Here is a 12,431-nt window from a genome sequence, read left to right as displayed (position 1 = left end):
AACCCTGCGAGCGAGGGGAGAATGTCGGAGCGAGAAAAGGTGAAGGCCCCGGTTAGAAAAAATATAGCGCGCATTATGCCCCAAGGCGGGGGGCGATGGGGCAGTGCAAAAGGGCGGCTTATCGGCTTTTATTCCGGCAACCTTGCGGCGAAACTGGTAAAGTGCCGCGCGTTAATACTCAAGAGGATTGTTTCATGGCCACTAACCGTTCCCGCCGTCTGCGCAAAAAACTCTGCGTGGATGAATTCCAGGAGCTGGGTTTTGAGCTGAACCTGGAGTTCAAGGAAGATCTGTCCGACGAAGCCGTTGATGCCTTCCTCGATGCTTTCCTCGATGAAGCCATGGATGCCAATGGTCTGGACTACGTTGGCGGCGATGACTTCGGTCTGGTCTGCAAGGCTGCGCGTGGCTCGGTCAGCGAAGAACAGCGCGCTGCTGTTGAAAGCTGGCTCAAAGGTCGCAACGAACTGACCAAAATCGAAGTCAGCCCGCTGCTGGACGCCTGGTATCCGGAAAAGCCGATCAATCCGGTTGCCTGATGCCTGATAAAAACGGCGGCCCCAGTGGCCGCCGTTTTTTTATCCGGTTTTTGCCGTCGCTTCGCTTGAGAAGTTTTCGAGCAAGTGCTGTTCCAGCGCCGACTCTACAGCTGTTGTGGCTATCAGTAGCTGTTGCTGAAGTTGTTCAAGCGTAGCGGTGGGCAGTTTGGCTTCGCAAGCAGACTCCAGTTGTTCGCAGGCATTGATCAGCGTGTCTGCCTGGATGATCCGCGCCGCCCCAAGCATCCGGTGTGCCTCGTTCATCAACTGTTCGGCTTGATGGCTCGGGTCGAGTTCTTCAAGGCTGGTCCGGTCCTTGGCAAAGTTGCAGTGCAGTTTTTCCAGCAGTCTTTGCAGGTCGGCAGCACTATCGCCGACAACCGGTTCCAGGGCGTCCAGATCGAACAGCGGTGCAGGCGTCGGGCGAGGTGGCAGGGGGTGGGCTTTGGCCAGGCGCATGCCCAGAGCCTTGAGGCTGATGGGTTTGAGCAGGCAATCATCCATGCCCGCCTGGTGGCAGCGCTCACGCACCTCCAGTTGGGCGTTGGCGGTATAGCCAAGGATCGTGCAAGGCGGCAAGCCCGCTTCCTGTTCGTGCGCACGGACGGCCTGGGCAAATTGATAGCCGTTCATGTGGGGCATGTTGCAATCGACGATCAACACATCGAAAAGCTCCTGCCGCCAGAGATCCAGCCCCTCCAGGCCGTTGTCGGCACTGCGGTGCGGTAGCTCCAGGTAGTTCAACTGCTGGGTTATCAGCAAGAGATTGGCGGGATGATCATCGACGACCAGGACCTTCAGCCCGGAGACCGCGGCGCAAGGCTCGGGATCGGGTGCCGGTGTATCGGGATCGCTGGCCGTACCGTTCAACGGAATGCTGATATGCGCACGGGTGCCTTCACCGTAGACACTGTGTAAGGTCAGGCTCCCCCCCATGATGTGGCAAAGGTCGCGGCTGATTGCCAGGCCCAGGCCCGTACCGCTACGTGCCAGCTCGCTATCAGGATCAGCTTGGGCGAACGGCAGGAAGAGGCGGTGTTGATCCTGCTCACGAATACCGATGCCGCTGTCCTGCACGGTGAGCTCCAGGCGCTGGGCACCTGACGCATTGTCTGTTTCCAGGGCCAGATCCATGATGACCTGGCCTTGTTCGGTGAATTTGATGGCGTTACTGACCAGGTTCGACAGGATCTGCTTGAAGCGCAGAGGGTCCAGCAGCACGTTGCAGTGGGCGGCGGGGGCGATTTCGAGCAGCAGGCGTATGTTTTTTTGCCGTGCCACACCATCGAACACCCGGCCAACCGACTCCACCAGATCGACCAGGTTGACCTGCTCCGGCGCCAGGGTCAGGTGCCCGGCCTCGATCCGGGCAATGTCGAGAATGTCGCCGATCAGCGCCAGCAGGTCTTTGGCCGAGTTGTAGGCCACTTCGACGGCCGAGCGATCCAGGTGCCCCTGGCCTGCTTTCTCAAGGGTCAGTTCGAGCATGCCGAGGATGGCGTTCATCGGCGTGCGGATCTCATGGCTGATGGTGGCCAGGAAGGTACTCTTGGCCCGGTTGGCATCATCGGCCTGCTGTTTGGCCAGGCGCAGGTCCTGGACCAGTTGGCGCCGTTCGCTGATATCGATCCAACCACCGATGATGCCTTGCACTTCTCCCAGTGAGTCCCGGTACGGCAGGATCCAGTGGTAGATGGTCAGCTCCTTGCCTTTGAGCAGCAAGGGGCGATCAACAATCAGCGGGACGCCTTCGTTGATCACTTTCTGGTAGTCACTCTGCATCTGGCCGGCAAAGTTGAAGTCGCTCAACACCCCGTCCTCGATGCCTTTGCCCAGAACCTCGTCCAGCTGCAGCTCGACCGCTTCCAGGTAACTGTCGTTGCAACTTTGCAACATCCCTTCGCGATCACGTACATACATGGGGTGCGGCGTTCCGTTCAGCAGTGCGCGCATGAACTCAAGCTGATCGCTCAAGGCGCGTTCGACCGCTTTGCGTTGCTTGATCTGTCGACGCATGCGGGCGTTCCAGGCCAGCGATATGAGCAGCAGCAGGCTGGTGCACAGGATGACCTGGAGGATCAGGTTCTGGTACTTGTGCCAATAGGCATCGGTCTCGGTGCGATAGCCCCGCCAGCGGGAATTGATGACCCCCAGTTCCTCCGGCGCGATGCTCAGCAGCGCCTTGTCCAGGATCGAGGCCAGCTCCGGCACGGTGCCTGCCGTGGCCATGGAAAAGGTTGCAGGCTCGGCGCCGACGGTTGCGCGAATGGTCAACCCCGGATGGGACGCCAGGCTGAAATTGGCTGTGATCAGGGCGGTGACCACGGCATCCACGTGTCCATTGGTGAGGAGGGAGACGGCGTTGTTGGTGCTTTCCGTTTCTACCAACTGGACACCGGGCGCCTGCTTGTACAGGGTTTCAGCCAGGGAACTGCCGCGCACCAGGGCGACGCGCCGGTTTTTCAACTGTGCGACAGAACCCGGTTGGTCCGGGCCTTGGCGGGTCATCATGACATAGGAGTTTTCCAGGTAGGGGCGGCTGATGGTCAGGTTGCTTGCGTGGGTATTTGGGGCGATGGCAGCGATGACATCGGCCTGGTTGTTGTTCAGGCGTTCGATCATGTCACTGACACCTGAAGCGCGCTGGACCTCGAAGCGCAAGCCGGTACGCAGGCGGATCAGTTCAAGCAAGTCGGCAGCGATACCCCGAAAGTTGCCATTGCTGTCGAAGAAGGTAAGGGGTGCTGCGGTTTCGTTGACCACGACGCGCACCACCGGGTGTTTGCTCAACCAGCGCTCTTCGCACAGCGAGAGCTGCAGTTTGCGATCGGTCAACAGCACATCGCTGCCAACGCTCCAGCGCTTGAAGATGGCTTCGCGGGTATTGCTGGAGACGTTCTCGAGGGTCGCGTTGATCAACTTCAGCAGTTCGTGATTGTTCTGCTGCACGGCGAAACTGAATCCTTCGGGCTCATGTTTGCCGAAATTGGCCATCTTGACGTTCTGAAGATGGCCCTGGTTGATCATGTAGTGCGTGGAGATGGTGTCACCGAGAAAGACATCGGCCTGGTCGAAGGCGACGGCATTGAGGGCGTTCTGGTAGGAAGGGTAGGTCTGGATCCTCGCTTCGGGGTAATTGGCCCGTATTTCGTTCAGTGGCAGGTAGTGGTAGACCATGCTCAAGCGCAAGTTGGCCAGGCCGGTATCGAGGGGACGGTTTTCGTCCTCTCGGGTGACCAGTACCGGTTGGTCCACGGCATAAGGCCTGGAAAGCACTACGCCGGGGGTGGCAGCTTCAAAGCCATTGGCGCTGCCGAGCAGGTCGATCTTGCCCTGGACCAGGGCTCGTACCGCCTCCTGGCGATTGGCAAAGCGCCGCACGCGGATCGGCAGGCCCAGTGTGCTGCTCAGGATCCCGGCATAATCGGCGGTCAGCCCCTCGTAGTCACGGCCACTGGCGGTCATGTCGAAAGGGGGGTAGTCCGGCGCCGATGTGCCCAGTACCAGGGCCTCCTTCTGGTTGATCCACTGCCGTTGCGCAGCGTCCAGGGCAAGGGAAAAAGGAACCGGGGGGGTACGGCTGAGCAAGTTGTATGAAACGGGTTGGGTTTCATCTGCGTGTACCGCCAACCCCATCAACAGGCTGGCCAGTACGCTCAACAGACAACGTGAAAGTCTGCAACTTCGCATGGCCCGCCTCAAACCAGGGAGTTGCGTTTGGCCATTTCAATGAGTTCCACCAACGAATTGGCCTTGAGTTTTTGCATCAGGCGTTTTTTGTAAGTGCTGACGGTCTTGTTGCTGAGGAACATGCCCTGGGCAATTTCTTTATTGTTTCTGCCTTGGGCAAAAAGTTGCAATACCATCAATTCCCGATCATTGATGTGCTTGAACAGTTCCAGTTCGTGCGGGTCGTTGTTGCCTGGGTGCTGGTTGATTGCCTGGCTCGGGAAATAGTTGTAGCCGGACAGTACCGCCTTAATTGCACTGAGTAACTCGCTCAGGTCTTCTTGTTTGCACACATAGCCGGCGGCACCGGAATGCATGCAGCGAATAGCGAAGAGTGCGGGAGATTGTGCGGTGAGTACCAGGATTTTCAGGGGTACGGCCATGGAGTGAAAGCGCGACAGCACCTCAAGGCCATCCAGCCTTGGGATGCTGATATCGAGGATGATCAAGTCTGGCAGGCATTCGCGGGCCATCTGCATGGCGTCCACGCCGTTATCCGACTCTCCGACAACGCGGTAGCCTTCATTCTCCAAGAGCATTCGTACCGCCAGGCGAATGACCGGGTGATCGTCGACAATGAAAACTGAGTGCATGTTGAACTTTCCAGTTAATGTGCCATGGGTAAGGTTTGCACCATAACGCAGTTATAGGAGAGCGCACATGAAGGGAAGGGTGGATATAGCCTTAATGGGAAAAGTCTTACTTAAATAGCAGTTATGGATTACAAGTCTTCTCGGAATACACTAATGTCAATCCGGATATTGGTAACGGGGTATTGCTAAATGCACTGTGTGTTTAAACGCGTCGGAGCGTTCGCGTTTAATTTACTTCAATTGAGTCGCTGGCCAGGTGTTCGGGCACTGTCGCACTCGCACCTCCTGGCCGTTCACCTCACTCTTTCAGACCGGGCTTGAGCGCCCCGTCATTTCTCGCGCCATTTCACTGGCATAGCTGTCGGTCATTCCGGCAATAAAGTCGATCATGCGCAAGAACGAAGTGTGTAGCGAGGCTGTAGGGTCTGGCGCATTGTTGCCCAGCAGATCAAGGATGCGCCGGCTCTTGAACGAAGGCGTTCGTCCTCCGTGTTGTTCAAGCGCTGCGCCACAGAAGGCGTTGAGCAGTATCTCGAGGGTGGTGTAGGCACCGATTTCGTGGAGTGTCTTGCGTTTGTCCTGGAAAATCTTTTTGCGTGCCATGTCTTTGGCCTGCAGTACACAACGCTTGGCCGGCCCATGCATATGTTCCACCAGGTCGCCGTGCAACTGCCCCGACAGCAGGGCGTCCTGTTGCTCGACGAATGCGCGGGCGGCGGCGTTGGTCAGGTGCTCGATGGCTTTGCCGCGCAGAATCGCCAATTTGCGTCGACGTGAGTCCTGCGGGCCCAATTGACGATAGGTCTCGGGCAGATCGTCACCGACCAGGCTCAGTAACAGCGACTCAACCTCCGGATAGTCAAGCAGGTCCATTTCCAGGCCGTCTTCCAGGTCAATCAGGGCGTAACAGATATCGTCGGCAGCCTCCATCAGGTACACCAGGGGGTGCCTTGCCCAGCGCTGTTCTTCCAGCTGGGGCAAACCGAGTTTACGGGCGATCTGTTCGAGCAGCGGCAGCTCGCTCTGATAGCAGCCGAATTTGTGCTTCTTGTAGCCCAGCGCGTCGGCGTGGCGAGCGGTCCAGGGGTACTTGAGGTACGTGCCCAGGGTGGCGTAGGTCAGGCGTGTACCGCCATCGAACTGGTGGTATTCCAGTTGGGTGAGTACACGAAAGCCCTGGGCATTGCCTTCGAAGTTGAGAAAGTCGCCGCGTTCGGCCTCGCTCATTGCATCCAGCCAGCCACGTCCTGCGGCCTGCTGGAACCAATGGCGGATGGCGTCTTCGCCAGAGTGGCCGAAGGGCGGATTACCGATGTCGTGTGCAAGACAGGCAGATTGCACCACCATGCCCAGGTCACTGGGCTCGCACCATTGCGGCAGTCGATCACGCAGGGTTTCACCCACGCGCATGCCGAGGGAGCGACCGACGCAGCTGACTTCCAGCGAGTGGGTCAGTCGGGTATGGATATGATCGTTGCTCGATACCGGGTGTACCTGAGTCTTGCGTCCCAGGCGGCGGAAGGCGCCGGAAAAAATGATCCGGTCATGGTCTTTGTGGAAGGGGCTGCGGCCCAGCTCTTCGGGGCTGTGCAGGGTCTTGCCGAGACGTTCGCGGGTGAGCAGGGTTTGCCAATCCAAGGCCTGTACTCCAGATAGATGCAGGCCCCTAGCTTCCCGTGTGGGGCCTGTCTCTGCAAGTCCTGGCGTGCTTGGCCTTCAGCGCTTGCTGGCAGCACCCTGCAGGGCCAGCTTGAGCAGCGGGATCAGGCTGGTGCCCAGGCGGATCAAGCGGCTCACGCCACCGCCCCTGGCCCCTTTGCCAGTCAGGAATCCCAGCACCACCACGGCGCCGATACCCCACAACGGCGCGTGCTTGATGCCCAGCCCGCCCTGCAGGCTGTCGCCCATGACGCGCAGCCGAGTCAGTGGGTTGAGCAACTGCCCGGACTCATGGCGGATTTCCTGGCGATGCATCTCCAGGCGCAGTCGCACCAGGGCCTTGCGCAGTTCGCGGCGGTTGGTGGTGTTGGGTAGTTCAGGCAGGCTCATGGCAACAGGCGCTCCCGGTCCTTGGCGAGTTCTTCGAGGGTCGAGCTGAAGGGCGATGACTCATCGAACACCGCAGCTTTTAAGCGCAAACCACAGTACAGGGCCGCTACCCCGTAGAACACGCACAGGCCGATGACGCCGGCCAGGCGATAGCTGTCCCACAGCAGCACCAGCACCAGGGCCGAGAGGGCGACCAACAGCAGCAGGGCGAACACCAGGGCCAGCCCGGCGAAGAGCAGCAGGCTCAGGGTGCGGGCTTTCTGCTCCTGCAGTTCGATGCCAAACAGCTCGACGTGGCCATGCAACAAGCCAAGCACGGCTGCGCCTAGACGCTTGCTGGATGCCCCGGTGGTGCTGTTCGATTCGCTTTCCATAGCCCGGACCTCAACGACGGCTGGCAAGCAGGCCGATCAGAAAGCCGACCCCGGCGGCGATGCCGATGGATTGCCAGGGGTTGCTCTGGACGTAGTCCTCGGTCGCTGTCAGGGCCGCTTCGCCGCGTTCACGTACCGAGTCCTGGGTCTGTTGCAGGGTTTCCCTGGCACGCAGCAGGCTCTCATGGATCTGGCCGCGCAACTCGTCAGCCTGGTCACCTGCCAAGGTGGCGGTGTGCTCCAGCAGCTTTTCGGTGTCGCGAACCAGGGCCTGGAAGTCAGCCATCAATATGTCTTGAGCAGTCTTTGCCGATTTGCTGGCCATGGGGCTCTCCCTAACGGTGTGTGTGGCTATTTCGAGTAATGGGCGCTTGCGAAGGTTCAGTTCAAAACGCTGGTACAGCTTTTGCTGTGGATTGGTGCGCCGGGTCCGGTGCCTGCGCCGAATCCGGGCGCACGGAGGTAACCGGGCCTTTAAACCTTAAACCAATCCACGACAAACCCAAGGAAAAACTCCACTTATCAGCAGGATCGGCCAAGGAGGTGGCTTTCATGTGATCCAGGCTGGTGCAAAAAGGAGTTGTCCCGCGCTGTCTTGGTGCTCTTTTTGAGAGGCCTGCCGACTTTATGGATAACCTGCAAAGTGCAGTGAACACACTCGTTCACGGCTCCAACACACTGTTCATTCTGCTGGGTGCTGTCATGGTCCTGGCGATGCATGCCGGGTTTGCCTTCCTTGAAGTGGGCACCGTGCGGCACAAGAACCAGGTCAATGCCCTGTGCAAGATTCTCAGCGATTTCGCGGTTTCGACCCTGGCTTACTTCTTTGTGGGTTACTGGATTTCCTACGGCGTTAGTTTCTTGCAGCCGGCGGCTGTGTTGAGCAGTGAGCACGGCTACAGCCTGGTGAAGTTCTTTTTCCTGCTCACCTTTGCCGCCGCGATTCCGGCGATCATTTCCGGCGGTATCGCCGAACGGGCACGCTTTGCGCCGCAATTGTGCGCCACGGTGCTGATCGTCGCGTTCGTCTATCCGTTTTTTGAAGGTATCGTCTGGAACGGCAATTTTGGGCTGCAAGCCTGGCTGCAAGCGCAGTTCGGCGCAGGCTTCCACGACTTCGCAGGCTCCGTGGTGGTGCATGCCATGGGCGGTTGGCTGGCGCTGGCGGCGGTACTGTTGCTCGGTCCGCGCAATGGTCGCTACCGGGATGGGAGGTTGGTGGCCTTTGCCCCTTCGAATATTCCGTTTCTGGCGCTGGGGTCGTGGATCCTGATTGTCGGCTGGTTCGGCTTCAACGTCATGAGTGCCCAGACGCTGCAAGGGGTCAGTGGCCTGGTCGCGGTCAATTCCTTGATGGCCATGGTCGGTGGCACCGTCACGGCCTTGCTGGTGGGGCGCAATGACCCGGGCTTTCTGCATAACGGGCCGTTGGCCGGCTTGGTCGCGGTATGTGCGGGTTCGGACCTGATGCACCCGGTGGGTGCCCTGGCCACCGGCGCGATCGCCGGCGGGCTGTTTGTGTGGTGCTTTACGGCGGCGCAGAACACTTGGAAGATCGACGATGTGCTGGGCGTCTGGCCGCTGCACGGCGTGTGCGGTGTGTGGGGTGGCATCGCTTGCGGGGTCTTTGGCCAGACAGCGCTGGGCGGCCTGGGGGGCGTTAGCCTGGTAAGCCAGTTGATCGGCAGCCTGGCCGGGGTCGTGGTGGCGCTGCTCGGTGGCTTCGCCGTGTATGGTGCGATCAAGGCGGTGCATGGCCTGCGCCTGAGCCAGGAGCAGGAGTACTACGGCGCCGACCTGTCGATTCACAAGATCGGCGCCACCAACCAGGAATGATCCGCCTCAGCGTCCCGCGACCAGTCGTGCCTCGCATGCTTCAAGGGCCGACAGCGGGCCGCTGAGCAACACTGCATCGCCCGCGTGCAGGCAAGTGCCAGCATTCACGGCCAGCTCCTCGCCATTGCGTTGCACCGCTTGCAGTTCGACGCCCAGGTTCTCCAGGTCAAGCTCGGTCAGGGCGCGCCCACAGGCGTAAGCGTCGGCACCGAGGTTGACCGCGTGCATCATGGTCTTGGGCTGGCCTTCGCTGTCCACCGGGCTGGTCTGGGCGCCGTGGTAGAAGGCCTGGAGCATGCGATAGCGGGTCTGGCGCACCTCGTCGATGCGCTGCTGGACATGCTCCATGGGCAGGCCGAGCATCACCAGTGCATGGGAGGCCAGCATCAGGCTCGATTCGAGCAGCTCTGGCACAACGGCGGTCGCTCCGGCGGCACGCAGCTCTTCGCGCTGACTGTCGTCGCGCGTGCGGACCAGGATCTGCACCTGGGGATGACGCTCTCGCGCCGTCTTGAGCACGCTCATGGCGATATCGGTCTTGTCCACGGCGATCACCAGCAAGCGCGCGCGCTCAAGGCCGATGGCACTGAGCAGTTCGCCCCGGCGCGAGTCGCCGTAATGCACACAGTTTTCGCCGGCCGCCGCTTCCTGGACGCGCACAGGGTCGTCATCCAGGGCGATGAAAGGGATATCTTCCCGGCGCAGGAAACGACCGATCGACTGGCCGACACGACCGTAACCGCAGATCAGTACGTGGCCACTCATCGAGGCGCTCTGGGCCTCGATTTCTTCCAGGTGGACTTCCTGGTTCGGTTTGCGGTGCAGGCGGGCAGCAATGCCAGGCGCGGCGCGCAGCATCAGGGGCGTCACGACCATGGAGCAGAACGTGGCCGCCAGCAACAGGTTACCGATGGCTTCGGGCAACAGATGGGTTTGCTGCATCTGCGCCATCAGGGCGAAACAGAATTCACCGCCCTGGGCCAGGGCCAGGCCGCTACGCCAGGCCGTCTCTGCATCGCTGCCGCGTAGGCGGACCAGTGCTGCCACCACGATACCTTTGATCAGCAGCAGGCCGAGCGTCAGGCCGAGGATTTCCAGGCCGTGAGTGGCGAACAGTTGCAGGTCGATCAGCATGCCGATACTGACGAAGAACAAGCCCAGCAAGATGTCGCGGAACGGGCGGATATCCGCTTCGATCTGGTGGCGATAGTTGCTTTCGCCCAGCAACATGCCGGCCAGGAACGCACCCAGGGCAGGGGACAGGCCGAGCAGGTGGGTCAGCCAGGCGGTCAGCAGCACAATGACCAGCGCCAACAGCACGAACAGCTCCGCCGAATGGGAGCTGGCCACTTCATGGAACAGCCGGGGCAGCAGCCAGCGACTGGCCAGCAGCAGACCGATGAACAGCACCACGGTCTTTGCCAGGGTCAGCGGCAGCGCCCAGTACCAGGCCTGGCCGCCTTCGCCGGCAAACACCGGCACCAGCGTCAGCAGCAAGACGGCCACCACATCCTGGAACAGCAGCACGCCGATGGCGTTCTGGCCGTGGCTGCTGAAAATCTCGCCGAGGCTGGTCAATTCCTTGCTGACGATGGCGGTGGACGACAACGCAAGCCCGGCACCCAGCATCAGCGCAGCGTTTGTCGGCATGCCCAGCAAGGTCAGCAGGCCGGCCAGCAGGACCGCCGAACAGACTACCTGCAAGCTGCCCAGGCCAAATACGACGTTGCGCAGGGCGAGCATTTTCGACAGGGAGAACTCAAGACCCAGGGAAAACAGCAGGAACACCACGCCCATTTCCGCAAGGTCCGGCAGCTCTTCGCTTTCGTTGACCCAGTTCAGGGCGGTGGGGCCGACAAACAGGCCGACGCACAGGTAACCCAGTACCGGGGGCAATTTCAGTCGTCTGAAGAAGGCGATGACGACCAGTGACGAGGCCAGGATGATTAACAGGTTGGCGAACACAAAACACTCCATGTAGGAAAGCGGCGAAAAACCAGTAAGTCTGAACAATAGTCGCTGTTCGGGCGCTGACCTGGATCAGGGGACCGCATGTCAGTCAGGGGCGCGGCCTTCCGCTCGACGGTCATGGGCAGCGGACCTAGAATGATGACTCTTTGTAACTCTTGCCGGTACCTGTAGATGCCTCCTGAATGCCAATTGTTCGGTACCCTCGGTTGCCACCTGTGTGAAGTGGCCGAAGCCGTGTTGATGCCCTTTGTCGAGCACGGCCTGCTGGTCGAACTGGTCGACATTGCCGATGACGAGACTCAGGTCGAACGCTATGGTCTGCGGATTCCGGTGTTGCGCCGCTGCGACACCGGGGCCGAGTTGAACTGGCCGTTCGATGCCGAGCAAGTGGTGGCCTTTTTGCAGTGAAATAGCCACGGGCGTGGAGCGTTTTCCTGTCGTGCGTGGCAGGGGGCGGGCATGGACAATCCTGGTTTTGCAACCGCATGCCAAGGAGCAGGCCATGTACTTGAGTGAACACTTCACGCTGGCTGAAATGACGGTGTCGGAGACGGCGGCGCGTCGAGGTATCGACAACTCACCCACCCCGCAGATCAAGGTCAACCTTCTTCGATTGTGCGCCTTTCTTGAACAGGTACGCCTGCTGCATGGCAAGCCGGTGCTGGTCAGCAGCGGCTATCGCAGTGTCGAGTTGAACAGCGCCCTTGGCGGGGCACCCGCAAGTGCTCATACCCGGGGCCTGGCCGTGGATATCAACGTGCCGGGCGTGACGCCAGCCGCATTGGCACGAAGCGTGGCCGACAGCCCGCTGGTGTTCGACCAGCTGATTCTCGAATACGACCAGTGGGTACACATTGGTCTTGCCGATGGGCAGCAACGCCGGCAATTGCTGACGATTCGCCGGGGCACCGGTTACCTCTCCGGGCTGGTCTGACAGCCGCTACCTGATTGACGCGGCAGACATCTCTGAATATGCTGTATATAAATACAGTATATGGGGTGGCGTTTACCCCGAGGGTCCGGATCATGGTCAATGTTGAACAACTGAAATACACCGTCAATCGCATGTCCACCGAGGTGGTCAGCGAGGCGGTGCTGGAGTTGCGCCTCGATGGCCTGGTGCTGGAGGGCAAGACGCCGTTCAACAAACTGCATTTCAACACCTGCTTTGCCGAGATCGAAGCCCTGTTCCAGCGTGCCGGGTATCACCGGCCGCTGGATGTGGTGGGCTACCAGGGGCTCATCTATGCCTTGTATGACCCGGGCCGCTGGGAAGCTGTCGACGTACTGCGCTGGCTGAAGGAGTTCGTCGAGGCGGCTGCACCCCAGGCTGGCTGAGG

12 protein-coding genes are annotated in these 12,431 nt (G+C 60.2%); 5 read left to right on the top strand and 7 right to left on the bottom strand.

Going from position 1 to position 12,431, the window contains the following annotated elements; all coding sequences use genetic code 11:
* Window positions 1–194 precede the first annotated feature (194 nt).
* Window positions 195–539: a YggL family protein gene (locus tag U9R80_RS19255; RefSeq protein ID WP_028945882.1), complete on the top strand. Its 345-nt coding sequence runs from the start codon at window positions 195–197 to the stop codon at window positions 537–539.
* A 39-nt stretch (window positions 540–578) separates the two neighbouring features.
* On the opposite strand, the gene U9R80_RS19250 is transcribed toward U9R80_RS19255, so the two are convergent.
* The 6 genes from U9R80_RS19250 to U9R80_RS19225 all read right to left on the bottom strand — a co-directional run bounded on the left by U9R80_RS19250 (window position 579) and on the right by U9R80_RS19225 (window position 7,609).
* On the bottom strand, window positions 579–4,229 hold the full coding sequence (locus tag U9R80_RS19250) for a transporter substrate-binding domain-containing protein (RefSeq protein WP_442964916.1): 3,651 nt from the start codon (window positions 4,227–4,229) through the stop codon (window positions 579–581).
* Between the two features lie 8 nt (window positions 4,230–4,237).
* Window positions 4,238–4,861 (bottom strand): response regulator transcription factor, encoded by a 624-nt coding sequence (locus tag U9R80_RS19245; RefSeq protein WP_301841692.1) that lies wholly within the window; start codon window positions 4,859–4,861, stop codon window positions 4,238–4,240.
* Between the two features lie 306 nt (window positions 4,862–5,167).
* Window positions 5,168–6,499 carry a deoxyguanosinetriphosphate triphosphohydrolase gene (locus U9R80_RS19240; protein ID WP_301841691.1) on the bottom strand — a complete coding sequence of 444 codons (1,332 nt, stop codon included), beginning with the start codon at window positions 6,497–6,499 and terminating at the stop codon, window positions 5,168–5,170.
* Window positions 6,500–6,577: 78 nt separating this feature from the next.
* Complete coding sequence (locus U9R80_RS19235; protein ID WP_301841690.1) at window positions 6,578–6,910, bottom strand: hypothetical protein; 333 nt, start codon at window positions 6,908–6,910, stop codon at window positions 6,578–6,580.
* A complete protein-coding gene (locus U9R80_RS19230; RefSeq protein ID WP_301841689.1) occupies window positions 6,907–7,284 on the bottom strand; it encodes a phage holin family protein in 378 nt (125 codons plus the stop codon). Before U9R80_RS19230 ends, U9R80_RS19235 begins: the two co-directional genes overlap by 4 nt.
* Before the next feature lie 10 nt (window positions 7,285–7,294).
* Window positions 7,295–7,609: a DUF883 family protein gene (locus U9R80_RS19225; RefSeq protein ID WP_028945888.1), complete on the bottom strand. Its 315-nt coding sequence runs from the start codon at window positions 7,607–7,609 to the stop codon at window positions 7,295–7,297.
* Window positions 7,610–7,911: 302 nt separating this feature from the next.
* Between U9R80_RS19225 and U9R80_RS19220 the strand changes: the two genes are divergently transcribed.
* On the top strand, window positions 7,912–9,120 hold the full coding sequence (locus tag U9R80_RS19220) for an ammonium transporter (RefSeq protein WP_301841688.1): 1,209 nt from the start codon (window positions 7,912–7,914) through the stop codon (window positions 9,118–9,120).
* Window positions 9,121–9,126: 6 nt separating this feature from the next.
* Here the strand turns inward: U9R80_RS19220 and U9R80_RS19215 are convergent, their stop codons facing one another.
* Entirely contained in the window at window positions 9,127–11,085 is a 1,959-nt protein-coding gene (locus U9R80_RS19215) for a monovalent cation:proton antiporter family protein (RefSeq protein WP_301841687.1), read from the bottom strand.
* 177 nt (window positions 11,086–11,262) lie between these two features.
* On the opposite strand from U9R80_RS19215, the gene U9R80_RS19210 reads away from it, so the two are divergent.
* From U9R80_RS19210 to U9R80_RS19200, 3 genes are all read left to right on the top strand, one after another.
* Window positions 11,263–11,499: a glutaredoxin family protein gene (locus U9R80_RS19210; protein WP_301841686.1), complete on the top strand. Its 237-nt coding sequence runs from the start codon at window positions 11,263–11,265 to the stop codon at window positions 11,497–11,499.
* 94 nt (window positions 11,500–11,593) lie between these two features.
* Complete coding sequence (locus U9R80_RS19205; protein ID WP_301841685.1) at window positions 11,594–12,025, top strand: D-Ala-D-Ala carboxypeptidase family metallohydrolase; 432 nt, start codon at window positions 11,594–11,596, stop codon at window positions 12,023–12,025.
* Window positions 12,026–12,117: 92 nt separating this feature from the next.
* Entirely contained in the window at window positions 12,118–12,429 is a 312-nt protein-coding gene (locus U9R80_RS19200; RefSeq protein WP_301841684.1) for a transcriptional regulator, read from the top strand.
* Window positions 12,430–12,431: the final 2 nt, after the last annotated feature.

Origin of the sequence: Pseudomonas sp. JQ170C (assembly GCF_035581345.1) — a bacterium.
In the GTDB taxonomy this organism is placed as follows: Bacteria; Pseudomonadota; Gammaproteobacteria; order Pseudomonadales; family Pseudomonadaceae; genus Aquipseudomonas.
This window is presented reverse-complemented; position numbering and strand designations above follow the sequence as displayed.

Excerpts from the sequence above, each read along its gene's own strand:
- U9R80_RS19255 (WP_028945882.1), top strand. The coding sequence starts at position 195 with ATGGCCACTAACCGTTCCCGCCGTCTGCGCAAAAAACTCTGCGTGGAT.
- U9R80_RS19250 (WP_442964916.1), bottom strand. The coding sequence starts at position 4,229 with ATGCGAAGTTGCAGACTTTCACGTTGTCTGTTGAGCGTACTGGCCAGC.
- U9R80_RS19245 (WP_301841692.1), bottom strand. The coding sequence starts at position 4,861 with ATGCACTCAGTTTTCATTGTCGACGATCACCCGGTCATTCGCCTGGCG.
- U9R80_RS19235 (WP_301841690.1), bottom strand. The coding sequence starts at position 6,910 with ATGAGCCTGCCTGAACTACCCAACACCACCAACCGCCGCGAACTGCGC.
- U9R80_RS19230 (WP_301841689.1), bottom strand. The coding sequence starts at position 7,284 with ATGGAAAGCGAATCGAACAGCACCACCGGGGCATCCAGCAAGCGTCTA.
- U9R80_RS19225 (WP_028945888.1), bottom strand. The coding sequence starts at position 7,609 with ATGGCCAGCAAATCGGCAAAGACTGCTCAAGACATATTGATGGCTGAC.
- U9R80_RS19220 (WP_301841688.1), top strand. The coding sequence starts at position 7,912 with ATGGATAACCTGCAAAGTGCAGTGAACACACTCGTTCACGGCTCCAAC.
- U9R80_RS19210 (WP_301841686.1), top strand. The coding sequence starts at position 11,263 with ATGCCTCCTGAATGCCAATTGTTCGGTACCCTCGGTTGCCACCTGTGT.
- U9R80_RS19205 (WP_301841685.1), top strand. The coding sequence starts at position 11,594 with ATGTACTTGAGTGAACACTTCACGCTGGCTGAAATGACGGTGTCGGAG.
- U9R80_RS19200 (WP_301841684.1), top strand. The coding sequence starts at position 12,118 with ATGGTCAATGTTGAACAACTGAAATACACCGTCAATCGCATGTCCACC.